This window comes from Nocardia sp. NPDC050406 (genome assembly GCF_044459025.1).
Lineage (GTDB): Bacteria > Actinomycetota > Actinomycetes > Mycobacteriales > Mycobacteriaceae > Nocardia.
This window is the reverse complement of record NZ_JBITIM010000001.1, coordinates 1,028,770-1,044,006: the sequence shown is the minus strand read 5'-3', so window position 1 is coordinate 1,044,006 and position 15,237 is coordinate 1,028,770. Positions and strand designations below refer to the sequence as shown.

Annotated in this window: 18 protein-coding genes and 1 tRNA gene; 13 read left to right on the top strand and 6 right to left on the bottom strand. The window is 67.4% G+C overall.

The features are described from left to right. Window positions 1-7: 7 nt before the first annotated feature. The 5 genes from ACIBH2_RS04880 to ACIBH2_RS04860 form a co-directional block, all read right to left on the bottom strand. The gene (locus ACIBH2_RS04880; protein ID WP_397113526.1) at window positions 8-781 is read right to left on the bottom strand and encodes an ABC transporter permease; all 774 of its coding nucleotides are present in this window, start codon (window positions 779-781) and stop codon (window positions 8-10) included. Beyond that, entirely contained in the window at window positions 778-1,728 is a 951-nt protein-coding gene (locus ACIBH2_RS04875; protein WP_397113524.1) for an ATP-binding cassette domain-containing protein, read from the bottom strand. Before ACIBH2_RS04875 ends, ACIBH2_RS04880 begins: the two co-directional genes overlap by 4 nt. A 15-nt stretch (window positions 1,729-1,743) precedes the next feature. Next, on the bottom strand, window positions 1,744-2,382 hold the full coding sequence (locus ACIBH2_RS04870; RefSeq protein WP_397113522.1) for a DUF4097 family beta strand repeat-containing protein: 639 nt from the start codon (window positions 2,380-2,382) through the stop codon (window positions 1,744-1,746). A gap of 101 nt (window positions 2,383-2,483) precedes the next feature. Continuing rightward, window positions 2,484-2,846: a hypothetical protein gene (locus ACIBH2_RS04865; RefSeq protein WP_397113520.1), complete on the bottom strand. Its 363-nt coding sequence runs from the start codon at window positions 2,844-2,846 to the stop codon at window positions 2,484-2,486. 77 nt (window positions 2,847-2,923) lie between these two features. Then, on the bottom strand, window positions 2,924-3,289 hold the full coding sequence (locus ACIBH2_RS04860; RefSeq protein ID WP_397113518.1) for a hypothetical protein: 366 nt from the start codon (window positions 3,287-3,289) through the stop codon (window positions 2,924-2,926). Window positions 3,290-3,407: 118 nt separating this feature from the next. On the opposite strand from ACIBH2_RS04860, the gene ACIBH2_RS04855 reads away from it, so the two are divergent. Further along, complete coding sequence (locus ACIBH2_RS04855) at window positions 3,408-4,094, top strand: response regulator transcription factor (protein ID WP_397113516.1); 687 nt, start codon at window positions 3,408-3,410, stop codon at window positions 4,092-4,094. After that, entirely contained in the window at window positions 4,087-5,451 is a 1,365-nt protein-coding gene (locus ACIBH2_RS04850; RefSeq protein ID WP_397116816.1) for a sensor histidine kinase, read from the top strand. Before ACIBH2_RS04855 ends, ACIBH2_RS04850 begins: the two co-directional genes overlap by 8 nt. On the opposite strand, the gene ACIBH2_RS04845 is transcribed toward ACIBH2_RS04850, so the two are convergent. Next, window positions 5,411-5,483 (bottom strand) — tRNA-Val (locus tag ACIBH2_RS04845). The two genes, ACIBH2_RS04850 and ACIBH2_RS04845, sit on opposite strands and share 41 nt — an antisense overlap. A 142-nt stretch (window positions 5,484-5,625) precedes the next feature. Here ACIBH2_RS04845 and ACIBH2_RS04840 point away from each other — a divergent pair. The 11 genes from ACIBH2_RS04840 to ACIBH2_RS04790 all read left to right on the top strand — a co-directional run bounded on the left by ACIBH2_RS04840 (window position 5,626) and on the right by ACIBH2_RS04790 (window position 15,227). Continuing rightward, complete coding sequence (locus ACIBH2_RS04840) at window positions 5,626-6,498, top strand: alpha/beta fold hydrolase (protein WP_397113514.1); 873 nt, start codon at window positions 5,626-5,628, stop codon at window positions 6,496-6,498. 147 nt (window positions 6,499-6,645) lie between these two features. Further along, complete coding sequence (locus ACIBH2_RS04835) at window positions 6,646-7,401, top strand: PRC and DUF2382 domain-containing protein (RefSeq protein WP_397113512.1); 756 nt, start codon at window positions 6,646-6,648, stop codon at window positions 7,399-7,401. 43 nt (window positions 7,402-7,444) lie between these two features. After that, window positions 7,445-7,705, top strand: a complete 261-nt coding sequence (locus ACIBH2_RS04830; RefSeq protein ID WP_397113510.1) for a hypothetical protein — start codon at window positions 7,445-7,447, stop codon at window positions 7,703-7,705. 28 nt (window positions 7,706-7,733) lie between these two features. Beyond that, window positions 7,734-8,708, top strand: coding sequence for an LGFP repeat-containing protein (locus ACIBH2_RS04825; RefSeq protein ID WP_397113508.1), 975 nt, complete (start codon window positions 7,734-7,736; stop codon window positions 8,706-8,708). Between the two features lie 218 nt (window positions 8,709-8,926). Beyond that, on the top strand, window positions 8,927-9,682 hold the full coding sequence (locus tag ACIBH2_RS04820) for a helix-turn-helix transcriptional regulator (protein ID WP_397113506.1): 756 nt from the start codon (window positions 8,927-8,929) through the stop codon (window positions 9,680-9,682). After that, window positions 9,679-11,115, top strand: coding sequence for a Fe-S cluster assembly protein SufB (sufB, locus tag ACIBH2_RS04815; protein WP_397113504.1), 1,437 nt, complete (start codon window positions 9,679-9,681; stop codon window positions 11,113-11,115). Before ACIBH2_RS04820 ends, sufB begins: the two co-directional genes overlap by 4 nt. Then, window positions 11,115-12,293 (top strand): Fe-S cluster assembly protein SufD, encoded by a 1,179-nt coding sequence (sufD, locus tag ACIBH2_RS04810; RefSeq protein ID WP_397113502.1) that lies wholly within the window; start codon window positions 11,115-11,117, stop codon window positions 12,291-12,293. The genes sufB and sufD overlap by 1 nt, the downstream gene beginning before the upstream one ends. 35 nt (window positions 12,294-12,328) lie before the next feature. Continuing rightward, window positions 12,329-13,102, top strand: coding sequence for a Fe-S cluster assembly ATPase SufC (sufC, locus tag ACIBH2_RS04805; RefSeq protein ID WP_397113500.1), 774 nt, complete (start codon window positions 12,329-12,331; stop codon window positions 13,100-13,102). 2 nt (window positions 13,103-13,104) lie between these two features. Continuing rightward, window positions 13,105-14,358, top strand: coding sequence for a cysteine desulfurase (locus ACIBH2_RS04800; protein ID WP_397113498.1), 1,254 nt, complete (start codon window positions 13,105-13,107; stop codon window positions 14,356-14,358). A gap of 3 nt (window positions 14,359-14,361) precedes the next feature. Then, window positions 14,362-14,835, top strand: coding sequence for a Fe-S cluster assembly sulfur transfer protein SufU (gene sufU / locus ACIBH2_RS04795; protein WP_397113496.1), 474 nt, complete (start codon window positions 14,362-14,364; stop codon window positions 14,833-14,835). A 2-nt stretch (window positions 14,836-14,837) separates the two neighbouring features. Next, window positions 14,838-15,227: a metal-sulfur cluster assembly factor gene (locus ACIBH2_RS04790; RefSeq protein ID WP_397113494.1), complete on the top strand. Its 390-nt coding sequence runs from the start codon at window positions 14,838-14,840 to the stop codon at window positions 15,225-15,227. The last annotated feature ends 10 nt before the right edge of the window (window positions 15,228-15,237 follow it).

The following is a 15,237-nucleotide window of genomic DNA, read 5'->3' as shown; positions in this document are numbered from 1 at the left end:
GTGTGGCTCACTGCGCCTGGCGGCGCAAAAGCCACTTCGACCAGCCGTAGCCGATCCCGGCCAGCACCGCGCACCACACCAGCGCGCCGACGGCATTGCCGCCGATGGGCTCGTTCATGAGCAGTCCGCGCAGCGTCTCGGTCATCGGCGTGAACGGCTGGTACTCGGCGAACTGGCGCACCCCGGCGGGCATGGTGTCGGTCGGCACCAGCCCGCTGCCGAAGAACGGCAGCAACAGGATCGGCATGGGCATATTGCCCGCGCTCTCCGGATTCTGCGCGGCCAGCCCGAAGGCCACACCCAGCCAGGCCAGCGCCACGACCACCAGCGCGACCAGGCCGAAAGCGGCCAGCCACTCCAGCGCGTTCGCCTGCGGACGGAAACCGATCAGCAGCGCCGCACCGGTCATGGCGAACACCCCGAGCATCGACTGCACCAGCGTGCCGAACACCTGCCCGGTCAGCATGGCGGTCTGCCCGATCGACATCGACCGGAACCGCTTCACGATGCCCTTGGTCATATCGGTGCAGACCGACACCGCCACTCCGGCGATGGAGTACGCGGGAATCATGAGCATCATGCCCGGCGCGAGGTAGTTGATGTAGGTGGTGCCGTCGGTCGATGCGCCCAGCGCGCCGCCGAAGATATAGCGGAACATCAGCAGCAGCACGATCGGCATCACGATCAGGCTGACGGTCATGGCGGGATAGCGCTTGGCGCGCAACAGGTTTCGGCGCACCATGGTCACCGAGTCGGTGACGGTGTAGGTGAGGGTGCTCATCGCGTGGTCTCCAGGTCGGCGGGCTGTCCGGTGAGGGTGAGGAATACGTCGTCGAGGTCGGGGGTCTGTACGGCGAGGGCATCGGGTTCGATACCGGCCGTGTCGAGGCGGTCCAGGACCGTGCGCAGCGAGGCGACGGCTCCGTCGCTGGGCACCGCGAGGGTCAGATCCTCGACCTGTGCGACGCCGCCGAGCACCCGGGTGGCGGTGTCGAGATCGGCGCGGTCGGTGAACGTCAATCGGATATGTCCGCCCGGCACAAGGCGTTTCAGCTCGTCCGGGGTGCCCTCGGCGACAATGCGGCCGTGGTCGAGCACCGCGATGCGATTCGCCAGCTGATCGGCCTCCTCCAGATATTGGGTGGTGAGGAAGATGGTGACGCCCTCGGCGACCAGTCCGCGGATGGTGTCCCACACCGCGCGGCGGCTACGCGGATCGAGTCCGGTGGTCGGCTCGTCGAGGAAGATGATGCGCGGGTCACCGACCAGCGTCATGGCGATATCCAGCCGACGGGTCATACCGCCGGAGTAGCTGCTGGCCACCTTGTCGGCGGCCTCGACGAGATCGAAGCGCGTCAGCAGCTCCTCGGCCAGCCGCCGCGACTCGCGGCGCGGCAGATGCCGCAGATCACCCATGAGCAACAGGTTTTCGCGCCCGGTGAGCAGTTCGTCGACGGCGGCGAACTGTCCGGTGAGCCCGATCGCGTCCCGGACGGCCCCGGGTTCGCTGACCAGATCGTGGCCGTTCACCCGGACCTCGCCGCCATCGGGACGCAGCAGGGTCGACAGGATTTCGACGGTGGTGGTCTTGCCCGCGCCATTGGGGCCGAGCAGGGAGAAGATGGTGCCCTGGGCGACCGTGAGGTCGATACCGTCGAGCACGGTGTGCTCGCCGAAGGATTTCCGCAGGCCGCTGACCGAAATGGCCGCGGTGCTTCCGTAATTCATGATGGTCCTTTCCGGTCAGACGGCGGCGGCGTGGCGGATGACGATGTCGCCGAACGAATTACGTGCCCGGACCCGCACGGTCTCCTGCTGTGCGCGGTCGACCGGGCCCATGAGGTGGCGCACCGAGCCGTACTGGGTATTGGTGTCGAGCTGCGCGGCGCTGCCCGGGTTGATGCCGACCTCGATCTCGCCCATGGCGACCTCGAGGCGCAGCTCGCCGCGCGCCGCCTCGCCGATACGGATATCGCCCTTGGAGGTCTTCGCGGTCACCGAACCGCCCGCACGCTCGACGACGATGTCGCCCGCGGCGATCTCCAACTCGCACTCGCCGAGTTCGCCGGTGCCGAGCAGGCGGCCGACGGCGGCGGTGCCGTGCACGCGGGAGCCGGTGGGCACCTCGATGGTGACCTCGATCGACGGGTTCCCGCCGAACGCGGTGTAGGTGCGCCAGTTCTTCGACGACCGCACGGTCAGAGTGCCGCCGCTGAAATCGACCCGGGTCTGCTCGGCGGCGCGCACATCGGCCTTCTTGGCCGCGTCGGCGGGCCGGACATCGACCACGGTGTCGGCGCGGTCGGCGGCGATCACGGTGACGGTCGCGGAGAGTACGTCGACGGTGACGGAGATCGGTTCGGGTGTCGGAAAGGTAGGCATGGCGGTATTCCTTCAGCGGGGGAACTGGGTTGCTGGGAATACTGTCGCCAGCCCCGCTGATACCGACCTGACGCCGACCTGACACGGCCGCCGTCACCACATCAGGACCGCCGCGCCTCCGTAGCTTGCGCGGTCAGGCCGTCGAGAACGTCGCTGCGTTCGGGCGGCACGACGACGTCCATATGGAGCCCGTCGGGGGCTGGGGTGAAGGTGAACGAGAAGAACGAACAGCAGCTGGACTCGCGGGCGGCCAGATCCCGGGCGGTGGTTTCGGCGGCGGGATCCACGGTCAGCCGCAGATGGGTCGCGGAGCGTCGATCGATATCGCGCAGCGCGGTCGCGAAGAGGTCGTGGAACTCCGCGAGGCGCAGCGGCTGTTGCGCGGTGGGCAGGGTGCAGGCGTCGACGGAGACCCAGGGGGAGAGGTCGAGCTGGCTTGGTACGGGCGCGTTTTCGGCGGTCATGAGGTACCTCCACTAGGTCCCTCGATGCTAGACCGCCCCCGCCGCGAACGGCGGGGGCGGAGAGTGGCGGCCGCTGATCAGCGCGGCAGCGCGGGGTGCACCTGGATCTGCGCACCCGGCAAGCCCGGCAGGGGCAGCGCGGGGACGCCGACCACATCCGGAGCGCCCTCGCGGTGGATGATCACGCGCTCGCCATCACGCTCGATGGTCACCCGACCGTCCTCGACCACCTGACCGTCCCGATAGGTGACAATCGCCCGGTCCGGCCCCTCGGGATGAATGATCGTCCGATCCGGCCCGTCGGTTCCGACGACGATCCCGCCCGGCCCGGGCGGCAGCGCGGGGGCCGCCGAGGCCACCGCCATACTCCCCAATCCGGCGGCGAGCACGGCGGCCGCGCCCACCGCCACGGCGGCGGTGCGGGTGGAAAGCTTGGAACGCATATCGTCTCCCTTCGACGCTCCGGACCATCCGGAACGTTCCCGACTCTGACCGGGGGCGGCTGAAGGGTTCCTGAACGAAGCTGAAGATGTCTTCAGGTTGACCTGCCAGGATCGCGGCGTGCGAGTACTGGTGGTGGAGGACGAAACCCGACTGGCCGGAGCGCTGCGCTCGGGTCTGGAGGCCGAGGGCTGGGCGGTGGATGTCGCGGGCGACGGTCGGCTCGGCCTGGAGCTGGCCCAGACCACCCGCTACGACGTGATCGTGCTCGACATCATGCTGCCCGGGCTCAACGGCTACCGCGTGTGTTCACTGCTGCGCGCGGCGGGGGACTGGACCCCGATTCTCATGCTCACGGCCAAGGACGGCGAACACGACGAAGCCGAAGCCCTCGACTCCGGCGCGGACGACTACGTGACGAAACCGTTCTCCTTCGTCGTTCTGCTGGCTCGGCTGCGAAACCTGGTGCGGCGCAGACCGTCTCCCCGCCCGACGCTGCTGCGGGTCGGTGATCTGTCGCTCGACCCGGCCACCCGGCTCTGTACGCGCGGCGAGACCCCCATCGCGCTCACCAGCAAGGAGTTCTCGGTGCTGGAAATCCTGGCTCGCCGCCCCGGGCAGTTGGTGTCCAAACGCGAACTGCTCAGCAGCGGCTGGGATTTCGCCTTCGACGGCGACGTGAACGTCGTCGAGGTCCATATCAGCGCGCTGCGCCGCAAGATCGACGCGCCGTTCGGACGCAACAGTATTCGCACCGTGCGCGGCCACGGCTACCGATTGATGCCGGAAGGCGGCGACCATGAGTGAACGACGGCACTGGCGTCCGGCCTCGGTGCGCGCGCGGACCACCGCCGCCGCGACCCTGGTGGTGGCATTGGCCCTGATCGCCGCGGGCTGGGCCATGATCCACTACGTCGAAAGCAGTCTGTCTCGCGAAGTCGACAATGTGCTGCACCGCCAACTCGGCGTCGCCGCCATGGCCCTGCGCGACGGTGAACCGCTGCCGCTGGTGGACCGCACGGTCACCATTCGCATTGCTGCCCCCGATGGGGAAACCGTTGAGCCACCGACCATTCCGGCCATACCGGATCCCGCCGCGCCGTCGGGGCTGCGCAAGGTGATCGCCATCGCCCCGGCGCAACTGACCACCCGTGAAGCCTCGACCACCGTCCCCGTTCCCGGCGAGGGCACCGTCCTGGTCACCGCCGACGCCTCCACCCAGTCCATTCGCGATGCCACCGGCGCGACCACCCGCATCCTGCTGCTGGCGGGCCCGCCGCTGGTGCTGCTGGTGGCCGCCCTCACCTGGTTCGCCACCGGTCGCGCGCTGCGCCCGGTGGAATCCATCCGAGGCGAATTCGCCCGGCTCACCGCCCAGAACCTCGGCCGCCGCGTCCCCGTCCCCAGTACCCGCGACGAAATCGCCAGTCTCGCGACCACACTCAACGACACCCTGGCTCGTCTCGAACAGTCCACGCGCCGCGAACGCCAATTCATCGCCGACGCCTCCCACGAACTACGCAGCCCCCTGGCCAATGTGCGCACCCCCTTGGAGGTCGCCGCCCGCTACCCCGACCGCGCCGACTGGCCCGCCGTGGCCTCCGGCGCCCTCGAGGACCTCGACCGCCTGGAAGCACTGATCACCGACCTGCTCACCCTCGCCCGTCTCGACACGCGACCCGAATTACCGCTCAACGCACTGGATTTGGGCGACCTGGTACGCGAAGTCCTCGACCGCCGACCCGCCAACGCCATCACCTGGACGACCGACATTGCCGACGGCATCACCGTGGCCGGTCACCGCACACACCTGTCCCGCCTCATCACCAACCTCCTGGACAATGCCGACGCCTACGCGGAATCCCAAGCCACCGTGCGCCTTTCGACAGCGGACGACAGCGCCGTCCTGGGGATAACCGACGACGGCCCCGGCATCCCCGCCGCCGACCGCGACCGCGTCTTCGAACGCTTCGCCCGCCTCGACACCGCCCGCACCCGCGCCGCGGGCGGCACCGGCCTCGGCCTGGCCCTCGCCCGCGACATCGCCGTCCTACACCACGGCACTCTGACCGTCACGGACTCCACCACCGGCGCACACCTGACCGCGCGCTTTCCACTACAGGTACCCGTTGAGAGAATCGAACTCCCGACATCCTCTTTGTAAGAGAGGCACTCTTTCCACTGAGTTAAACGGGCTTGGCGTTTTGTGAACGGTAACACCGACTTTCGGGGAGCGGTACCGATTATCTCGCGGCTGCGGGCTGCCGATTCCGGCGCACATTTCCGGGTATCCCTCGACCAGATGGTTCGCGTTCCTCTCCGGCCAGCGAGGTGCGGCATGTTCGACGGATTCTCGAATTTCGACATCGTGGTCTCCGGCACCACGATTCACGGCCGCTGTGGGGGAGAGGGGCCGCCGGTGTTGCTGCTGCACGGCATACCGCAGACCCACATCATGTGGCGCGAGGTGGCACCGGCGCTGGCACGCACCCACACCGTGGTCGTCACCGATCTGCGCGGCTTCGGCGACAGCGGCAAACCCGCCAGCACCGACGACCACGCGCCCTACGCCATGCGCACCCTCGCCCGCGATCAGCTGGAAGTGATGGCGGCGCTCGGGTATTCACGCTTCGCCGTGGTGGGCCACGACCGCGGCGCACGCTGCGCCTACCGCCTCGCCCTCGACCATCCCGCGGCCGTCACGGCGCTCGCCGTCCTCGACATCGTGCCGACCAGCGAGATCTACGACCGCGCCGGACGCGATCTGACCCTCGCCTACTGGGTGTGGTCGTTCCTGTCCGCACCGCACCCGATTCCGGAAATCCTCATCGGCGGCTCCCCGGCGGTTCTCGTCAACCACATGCTCGACACCTGGTCGGCCGATCCGAAGAATTTCACCGATGAGATTCGCGCCGAATACATCGTGAAGTTCTCCGACCCCAAAACCATTCACGCCATCTGCGAGGAATACCGCGCGGCCGCCACCCTCGACTACGAGCACGACCGCCGCGACAAAGGCCGTCGCCGCATCGAATGCCCGGTCCTCGCGCTGTGGGATGAATCCGGCGGCGTGGCCGAATGGTTCGATCCATTGCGAACCTGGCGGGAATGGGCTTCGGATGTGCGCGGCAAAGCCATATCCGGCGGACATTTCCTCGCCGAGGAAAATCCGGAAACCGTCATTGCCGAACTCCGAGAATTCCTGTCCTGACGGCGCGTTGTTTGATCACCGTCGGTGCGGGTATCCGCGATGTCGCATGCAGTTCTGAGCAAGATCTTTTCTCCAAAAATGCCCGATCTCCGCGCTACCGTCGATCCGCGGTAGCGGCTGAGTTCCACCGAATGCGAGGAGAGGATCATGTCGAAGACCACGCTCGAATCCCTGATCGGCTGCACCGCCTACGACAAGTCCGGCAGCGCGATCGGCCAAGTCGAACAGTTCTATGTCGACAATGCCACCGGCCAACCGACCTGGGCCGTGGTGTCCACCGGATCCGCTGGTGACCACTCCCTGGTGCCGCTCACCGGAGCCCAGTACCAACCCGCCGACCGCACCCTCCAGATTCCGGTCGACAGCGAACGCGTGCGCTCCGCACCGCATATGGAGCACTACGGCCGCATCGACCCCGACGACGAACAGGCGCTGCTCGACTACTACCGCCTCGACCGTCGCCCCACCGGCGGCCGTACCGGCCTGGCCCAGCAGATCCAGCCCGGACCCGACGAGCCGATGACCGCCGGATACACCGACGACACCATGCTGCGCTCGGAAGAACGGCTGGTCGTGGGCACCGACCGCGAGGAAGTCGGCACCGCGCGCATGCACAAGTACGTCGAGACCGAACAGCAGGACATCACCGTGCCGATCACGCACGAGGAAGCCCGACTCGTGCGCGAACCCATCACCGACCGCACCGAAGCGGCCGGGGATATCGGCGAACAGGACCGCGAGGTCATCCTGCACGCCGACCACGTCCGCGTGGACAAGGAAACCGTTCCGGTCGAACGCGTCCGGCTGGTGGTCGACGAAGTCGAGGAACAGCAGACCGTCTCCGGCACCGTGCGCAAGGAACGCATCGAAACCGAGGGAATCGACCCCGAGGAACGCGCCTAGCGTTTCGCCGCGGGCACTGTCCAGCACTGCTCCAGGAGGAATCATGGAATGGTTATTGGGTTTGCTCGGCGGAGTGATCGGCGGCGGGGTCGGCGGCGCGCGAAGTCCGCTCGGCCCGGTCGCGTCCGGTGGTGTCGGCGCGATCGGCGGCGGCATTACCGGCGGCGTGATTCAGGCGGCCACCGCCAGCGGCCTGGATTTCGGTCAAATACTCGCGCAGGTCGCCGGTGGCGGCGTGGTGGGCGCGATTCTCTCCGCGCTCATGGGTTTCGCGACCAAACCGCGAACAGGCGATATCCGTTGACTCCGGCCGACTGTGTGAGGAGCCCACGATGACAAGCTGGAAGAAAGCTCTGACGGCGTTGTTCGGTGTATTCGCGGCGGCGTCCGCGAGTGTGCTGCTGGTATCCCCGGTCGCCGCACAGCCACCGGGCGCCGACGCCGCGATCGACGCGCACTACAACGAGAAGGGCGGCATTTCGTCGCCACTGGGCGAAAAGGTCGGCGCGGTATACGTATTCGGCCCCAATGGCGCGGCGCAGGATTACGCCGGAGGCCGGATCGTCTACTCGCCCGATACCGGCGCGAAAATCATGTACGGCGCGATTCTCGACAAATATCTCGCGCTCGGCGGAGCCGACTCCGATATCGGCTATCCCGTCAACGACGAGTCGGACGCGCCCGTAGCGGGCACCGCCCGGTTCAGCGAGTTCTCCGCCGGTGACGGCGCGACCATCCACTGGAACCCGCCCAATGGCGCGTGGCTGGTACGCGGTCCGATCCGCACGGCCTGGACGCACCTGAACGCCACCGACGGTGTCCTCGGCACGCCCGCGAGCGACACCACGGTCGCCGATGGCACCTACAGCCAGACCTTCCGAGGTCAGGACGGCAACCCGATCGACATCCGCTGGAGCAGCGCGGAGGGCTTCGTGACGAACCCGCCGGAGATCGCGTCCCAGCTGAGCGGTCTGGACGTCTCGGTGCCGGGCGCCCCGCCGGAATCGGCGCTCGGACCCGGTGGCCCGCCGCCGGAGGCGAATGCCGGTGCCGCGCCCGGTACGACGACGACCGACGACTCCGGCACCAAGTGGTGGGCGCTGCCGCTGGGCATCGTCATCGCCGCCGCCGCGGGTGGCTTGGCCGCGCTCGTCACGGGACGTCGGTCGAGCGGCACCACCCCTCGGGACACCACCGGAACGACGGCCGCGGGCGGTCGGACCGGTACCCGAGCAACCGCCGGGTCGCACCTGGCCACGGCGGCCGAACGCGCACGCCATCTCGGTCTGCGCGGCAGCGGAGCCTGAGGTCCAGTGTCACGGTGGGGCCACCCTCGCGGGTGCGCCCCACCGAGGCGTGCTCCTACGCCTGCGACCGGCACCGATGCAAGTGTGCAAAGGTTCACACGCCGCACCCCCGCGAAGTCAGGTGACCCTTACTAGAACCGGGGAAGGAATTCCGTCACACTGGTGTTGTGAAAACCGTGGGTTTGCGGAATGCGGAAGCAGATACCGGGCGCGCCAGGATGGCCGCCCGGACTGCTGCTGTGCCCGAACTCGCGGGCGAGGGCCACACCCGCGAGGCCGTCATCAAACTGCTGCTCGAAGAAGGCCCGATCACCGCGACCGCCATCGGCAAGCGGCTCGGGCTCACCCCGGCGGGGGTGCGCAGACATCTCGACGCGCTCATCGAATCGGGGGAGGCGCGCGCCGCGCGGTCGGCTCCGTGGCAGCAGAAGGGTCGGGGACGTCCGGCCAAACAGTTCCAGCTGACGGCCCAGGGCCGCGGCAAATTGGGACACGCCTACGATGACCTCGCCGGTGCCGCCATGCGACAGCTGCGCGAGATCGGCGGCGACAAGGCGATCGTCGACTTCGCCCGCAAGCGGGTCGGCACCATTGTCGCCGGAATCGACCGCCTCGCTCGGCACACGCCGGAGGAGACGGCCGCCAAGGCCGAGGAGATCGCGGACGCCTTCTCCGAAGCCGGGTTCGCGGCATCCACGCGGAAAGTCGGTGCGGGCGTACAGATCTGCCAACACCACTGCCCGGTGTCGCATGTGGCCGAGGAGTTTCCGGAGCTGTGTGCCGCCGAGCTGGAGGCCTTCAAGGAAATACTCGGCACGCATGTGCAGCGCCTGGCGACCATCGCCAACGGTGACTGCGCCTGCACCACCCACGTGCCACTGCTGATGCCAGCGGTGAAACCGAATAAAACTGAAAACCCCGTTGCACAGCCCGCAACGACAGCGACGAACGACTCCGGAAGGAGTGCCGAATGACGACGACCACCGACCAGGTGCAGCCGCTGACCCAGGAAGAGACCATCGCTTCCCTGGGCAACTACGGCTACGGCTGGGCTGACAAGGATGTCGCCGGTGCCAGCGCCAAGCGCGGCTTGTCCGAGGAGGTCGTGCGCGACATCTCGGCGAAGAAGAACGAGCCCGAGTGGATGCTCGACTTCCGCCTCAAGGCCCTGCGCATCTTCGACAAGAAGCCCATGCCGAACTGGGGTTCCAACCTCGAGGGCATCGACTTCGACAACATCAAGTACTTCGTGCGCTCCAGCGAGAAGCAGGCTGCGAGCTGGGAAGACCTGCCCGAGGACATCAAGAACACCTACGACAAGCTCGGCATCCCGGAGGCGGAGAAGCAGCGCCTCGTCGCCGGTGTCGCCGCGCAGTACGAGTCCGAGGTCGTCTACCACTCCATCCGCGAGGATCTGGAGAAGCAGGGCGTCATCTTCCTCGACACCGACACCGGTCTCAAGGAGCACCCCGAGCTGTTCCAGAAGTACTTCGGCTCGGTCATCCCGTCGGGTGACAACAAGTTCTCCGCGCTGAACTCGGCCGTGTGGTCGGGCGGTTCGTTCATCTACGTGCCGCCGGGCGTGCACGTCGACATTCCGCTGCAGGCCTACTTCCGGATCAACACCGAGAACATGGGCCAGTTCGAGCGCACGCTCATCATCGTCGACGAGGATGCCTACGTGCACTACGTCGAGGGCTGCACCGCGCCGATCTACAGCTCGGACTCGCTGCACTCCGCGGTCGTGGAGATCATCGTGAAGAAGGGTGGCCGCTGCCGGTACACCACCATTCAGAACTGGTCGAACAACGTCTACAACCTGGTCACCAAGCGGGCCAAGGCCGAGGCGGGCGCGACCATGGAATGGGTCGACGGCAATATCGGCTCCAAGGTCACCATGAAGTACCCGGCCGTGTGGATGACCGGTGAGCACGCCAAGGGCGAGGTGCTCTCCATCGCGTTCGCCGGTGCGGGCCAGCACCAGGACACCGGCGCGAAGATGCTGCACCTGGCGCCGCACACCTCCTCGACCATCATCTCCAAGTCGGTGGCTCGTGGCGGCGGCCGCGCCTCCTACCGAGGTCTGGTGCAGGTCAACAAGGGCGCCAACGGCTCCAAGTCGACGGTGAAGTGTGACGCGCTGCTGGTGGACAACATCAGCCGCTCCGACACCTACCCCTACGTCGACATCCGCGAGGACGACGTGACCATGGGCCACGAGGCGACCGTCTCGAAGGTCTCCGAGGACCAGCTGTTCTACCTCATGAGCCGCGGTCTGACCGAGGACGAGGCCATGGCGATGGTGGTGCGCGGATTCGTGGAGCCGATCGCGAAGGAGCTCCCCATGGAGTACGCGCTCGAGCTGAACCGCCTGATCGAACTGCAGATGGAAGGAGCCGTCGGCTGATGGCCGTCGAGAACGTTGCCGAAGCCGCTGAGGCTCGTACCCCGGCGATCAACAAGGGCGAGGTGTTCGCCTCGTTCGACGTGGACGCTTTCGAGGTGCCGTCGGCGCACGACGAGGCGTGGCGGTTCACCCCGCTGCGCCGCCTGCGTGGGCTGCACGACGGCTCCGCCGTTCGCGACGGTCAGGCCGTCGTCGAGGTGAGCGCAGGTGAGGGCGTCACGGTGGAAACCGTGGACCGCACCGACGCCCGCCTCGGCCAGGGCGGTGTGCCCACCGATCGTGTCGCCGCACAGGCGTACTCGGGTTTCGAACAGGCCACTGTCATCTCGGTTGGCGCGGAAACCGAAGTGGCCGAACCGGTTACGGTCGTCGTCACCGGTCCCGGTGAGGGCAAGACCGCCTACGGTCACCTCCAGATCCGGCTCGCCAATTTCGCCGTCGCCACCGTGGTCGTCGACTACCGGGGCAGCGGAACCTACGCCGACAACGTGGAATTCGTCCTCGGCGACAGCGCCAAGCTGAGCGTCATCGTGGTCCACGACTGGGCCGACGACGCCGTGCACGCCACCGCGCACCACCCGCGCCTGGGCCGCGACGCCACCCTGCGCCACACCGATGTCACCCTCGGCGGCGATCTGGTGCGCCTCACCGCGAACGTGCGCTACGAGGGTCCCGGCGGTGACGCCGAACTGCTCGGCCTGTACTTCGCTGACGACGGCCAGCACTTCGAACAGCGCCTGCTGGTCGATCACTCGCAGCCCAACTGCAAGTCGAACGTGCAGTACAAGGGTGCGCTGCAAGGCGATCCGAAGTCGGCCAAGCCGGACGCGCGGACCGTGTGGGTGGGCGATGTGCTCATTCGCGCCGCCGCCGAGGGCACCGACACCTACGAGGTGAACCGCAACCTGGTGCTCACCGATGGCGCGCGCGCCGACTCGGTGCCGAACCTGGAGATCGAGACCGGCGAGATCGTCGGCGCCGGACATGCCTCGGCCACCGGGCGTTTCGACGACGAGCAGCTGTTCTACCTGCGCGCTCGCGGAATTCCGGAAGAGGTGGCGCGACGGCTGGTCGTGCGCGGCTTCTTCCACGAGATCATTCAGAAGATCGCGGTCCCCGAGGTCCGGGAGCGGCTCGAGGCGGCCATCGAGGCCGAACTCGCCGCTGTCGGAGTCTGAGCAAACTTCCACCCCCACAAAGGAATTCGAATTCGATGACCACCCTGGAAATCAAGGACCTGCACGTCGAGGTCGCCAACCCGGACGAGTCCGGTGAGCCCATCAAGATCCTCAAGGGCGTCAACCTGACCGTGCGCTCGGGTGAGACCCACGCGATCATGGGCCCCAACGGCTCCGGCAAGTCGACCCTGTCCTACGCCATCGCCGGGCATCCCAAGTACACCGTCACCCAGGGCACCATCACCCTCGACGGTGAGGATGTGCTGGAGATGTCGGTGGACGAGCGCGCCCGCGCGGGCCTGTTCCTGGCCATGCAGTACCCGGTCGAGGTGCCGGGCGTCTCGGTCTCGAACTTCCTGCGCACCGCCGCCACCGCCGTCCGCGGCGAGGCCCCCAAGCTGCGCACCTGGGTGAAGGAAGTCAAGGAGAACATGGCGGAGCTGGAGATCGATCCGGCCTTCGTCGAGCGCTCGGTGAACGAGGGCTTCTCCGGCGGTGAGAAGAAGCGCCAGGAGATCCTGCAGCTGGGTCTGCTCAAGCCGAAGATCGCCATCCTCGACGAGACCGACTCCGGTCTGGACGTCGACGCGCTGCGCATCGTCTCGCAGGGCGTCAACAACTACAAGGAGCGCGAGCAGGGCGGCGTGCTGCTGATCACGCACTACACCCGCATCCTGCGCTACATCCAGCCCGATTTCGTGCACGTGTTCGTCGGCGGCCGCATCGTCGCCGAGGGCGGCCCGGAGCTCGCCGAGGAACTCGACGCGAATGGATACGTGCGCTTCACCTCTGCCGCTGTAGGAGCCTGAGAATGACTGTCACGGTGCCCGCCTTGGACGTCGCCCGCATCCGGGCCGACTTCCCGATCCTGAGCCGCACGGTGCGCGACGGCAAACCCCTGGTCTATCTGGACTCGGGCGCCACCGCGCAGCGGCCCACGGAGGTGCTCGACGCTGAACGCGATTTCCTGGTTCAGCGCAATGCGGCGGTGCATCGTGGCGCTCATCAGCTCGCCGAAGAGGCCACCGACGCCTACGAGGACGCGCGCGCCGATATCGCCCGGTTCGTGGGTGTCGCCGCCAACGAGATCGTCTTCACCAAGAACGCGACCGAATCGCTGAACCTGGTGACCTACTCGTTCGCCGACAACCGCTTCCCGTACCACGTGGGCCCGGGCGACGAGATCGTCGTCACCGAACTCGAGCATCACGCGAATCTCGTTCCGTGGCAGGAGCTCGCGCGCCGCACCGGCGCCACGCTCAAGTGGTACGGCATCACCGACGACGGTCGCATCGATCTCGATTCGCTCGAATTGTCGCCCGCGACAAAGGTTGTGGCGTTCACCCACCAGTCCAATGTGACCGGCGCGATCTCCGATGTGCCCGAAATGGTGCGTCGCGCGAAGGAAGTCGGCGCGCTGACGGTGCTCGACGCCTGCCAGTCGGTGCCGCACATGCCGGTGAACTTCCGCGAGCTCGGCGTCGACTTCGCCGCCTTCTCCGGCCACAAGATGCTCGGCCCCTCCGGTGTCGGCGTGCTCTACGGCCGCTACGCGCTGCTCGAGGAGACCCCGCCGTTCATCACCGGCGGCTCCATGATCGAGACCGTCACCATGGAGGCCACCACCTTCGCCGCGCCGCCGCAGCGCTTCGAGGCCGGTGTGCCGATGACCTCGCAGGTCGTCGGATTGGGCGCGGCCGTGCGGTATCTGGAAGCCGTCGGCATGGAAGCCGTTGCGGCACACGAACATCAGCTCGTCGATCGGGCCCTCGCGGGTCTCGGCGCGATCGAGGGCGTGCGCATTGTCGGCCCCACCGAGAATGTGGACCGCGGTGGCGCGATCTCGTTCGTGGTCGAGGGCATCCACGCTCACGATGTCGGCCAGATCCTCGACGACGAGGGCGTCGCCATTCGCGTCGGCCACCACTGCGCGTGGCCGCTCATGCGGCGCTTGGGAATTCCCGCCACCGCCCGCGCCTCCTTCGCCGTCTACAACACCCTCGACGAGGTGGACGCGCTGGTCGCCGCGGTGCGGAAGGCTCAGAGCTTCTTCGGAGTTGCATAAACCATGCGCATGGAGCAGATGTACCAGGAAGTCATCCTGGACCACTACAAGCACCCGCACCACCGCGGCCTTCGCGAGCCGTACGGTGCGGAGGTGCACCACGTCAACCCCACCTGTGGCGACGAGGTGACGCTGCGCGTGCACATCGACGACAACGGTGATGTGGTGGACGTGTCCTACGACGGCCAGGGCTGCTCGATCAGCCAGGCCTCCACCTCCGTCCTCACCGACCAGGTCATCGGCCTGCCGGTGCAGCAGGCGCTCAAGGTGGTGGAATCCTTCGACGAGATGATCACCAGCCGCGGCACCGTCGAGGGCGACGAGGACATGATCGGCGACGGCATCGCCTTCGCGGGTGTGGCCAAGTACCCGGCGCGCGTGAAGTGCGCATTGCTGGGCTGGATGGCGTTCAAAGACGCGGTCGTGCGGATATCCTCCGCACAAGAGGCCAAGAAGACGATGGGCAACGGGGAGTAGACATGAGCGAGACCGAACAGCAGGCTCCGGCGGCGGACGCACCGCTCTCCGAGGCCGAGGCGCAGTTGTCGCCCGAGGACGCGGCGTTCCTCGAGGATCTCGAGGAGGCGATGCGTGACGTCGTCGACCCCGAACTCGGCATCAATGTGGTCGATCTGGGCCTGGTCTACGGCCTGAAGGTCGAGGAGTCCGTCGCCAAGATCGATATGACCCTCACCTCGCCCGCCTGCCCGTTGACCGATGTCATCGAGGACCAGGCGCGCAACGCGCTGGTGCGCAGCGGGCTCGTGGAGGATCTCCAGATCAACTGGGTCTGGATGCCGCCGTGGGGCCCGGACAAGATCACCGAGGACGGCCGGGAACAGCTGCGCGCCTTGGGCTTCACCGTCTGACCTCGGTCGC

Bases quoted from the DNA above. Each gene is read 5' to 3' on its own strand.
- ACIBH2_RS04880 (WP_397113526.1), bottom strand. From the start codon at position 781: ATGAGCACCCTCACCTACACCGTCACCGACTCGGTGACCATGGTGCGC.
- sufU (WP_397113496.1), top strand. From the start codon at position 14,362: ATGCGCATGGAGCAGATGTACCAGGAAGTCATCCTGGACCACTACAAG.
- ACIBH2_RS04790 (WP_397113494.1), top strand. From the start codon at position 14,838: ATGAGCGAGACCGAACAGCAGGCTCCGGCGGCGGACGCACCGCTCTCC.
- ACIBH2_RS04820 (WP_397113506.1), top strand. From the start codon at position 8,927: ATGGCCGCCCGGACTGCTGCTGTGCCCGAACTCGCGGGCGAGGGCCAC.
- sufB (WP_397113504.1), top strand. From the start codon at position 9,679: ATGACGACGACCACCGACCAGGTGCAGCCGCTGACCCAGGAAGAGACC.
- ACIBH2_RS04850 (WP_397116816.1), top strand. From the start codon at position 4,087: ATGAGTGAACGACGGCACTGGCGTCCGGCCTCGGTGCGCGCGCGGACC.
- sufC (WP_397113500.1), top strand. From the start codon at position 12,329: ATGACCACCCTGGAAATCAAGGACCTGCACGTCGAGGTCGCCAACCCG.
- ACIBH2_RS04860 (WP_397113518.1), bottom strand. From the start codon at position 3,289: ATGCGTTCCAAGCTTTCCACCCGCACCGCCGCCGTGGCGGTGGGCGCG.
- ACIBH2_RS04825 (WP_397113508.1), top strand. From the start codon at position 7,734: ATGACAAGCTGGAAGAAAGCTCTGACGGCGTTGTTCGGTGTATTCGCG.
- ACIBH2_RS04875 (WP_397113524.1), bottom strand. From the start codon at position 1,728: ATGAATTACGGAAGCACCGCGGCCATTTCGGTCAGCGGCCTGCGGAAA.
- ACIBH2_RS04870 (WP_397113522.1), bottom strand. From the start codon at position 2,382: ATGCCTACCTTTCCGACACCCGAACCGATCTCCGTCACCGTCGACGTA.
- ACIBH2_RS04800 (WP_397113498.1), top strand. From the start codon at position 13,105: ATGACTGTCACGGTGCCCGCCTTGGACGTCGCCCGCATCCGGGCCGAC.
- ACIBH2_RS04835 (WP_397113512.1), top strand. From the start codon at position 6,646: ATGTCGAAGACCACGCTCGAATCCCTGATCGGCTGCACCGCCTACGAC.
- ACIBH2_RS04865 (WP_397113520.1), bottom strand. From the start codon at position 2,846: ATGACCGCCGAAAACGCGCCCGTACCAAGCCAGCTCGACCTCTCCCCC.
- sufD (WP_397113502.1), top strand. From the start codon at position 11,115: ATGGCCGTCGAGAACGTTGCCGAAGCCGCTGAGGCTCGTACCCCGGCG.
- ACIBH2_RS04830 (WP_397113510.1), top strand. From the start codon at position 7,445: ATGGAATGGTTATTGGGTTTGCTCGGCGGAGTGATCGGCGGCGGGGTC.
- ACIBH2_RS04840 (WP_397113514.1), top strand. From the start codon at position 5,626: ATGTTCGACGGATTCTCGAATTTCGACATCGTGGTCTCCGGCACCACG.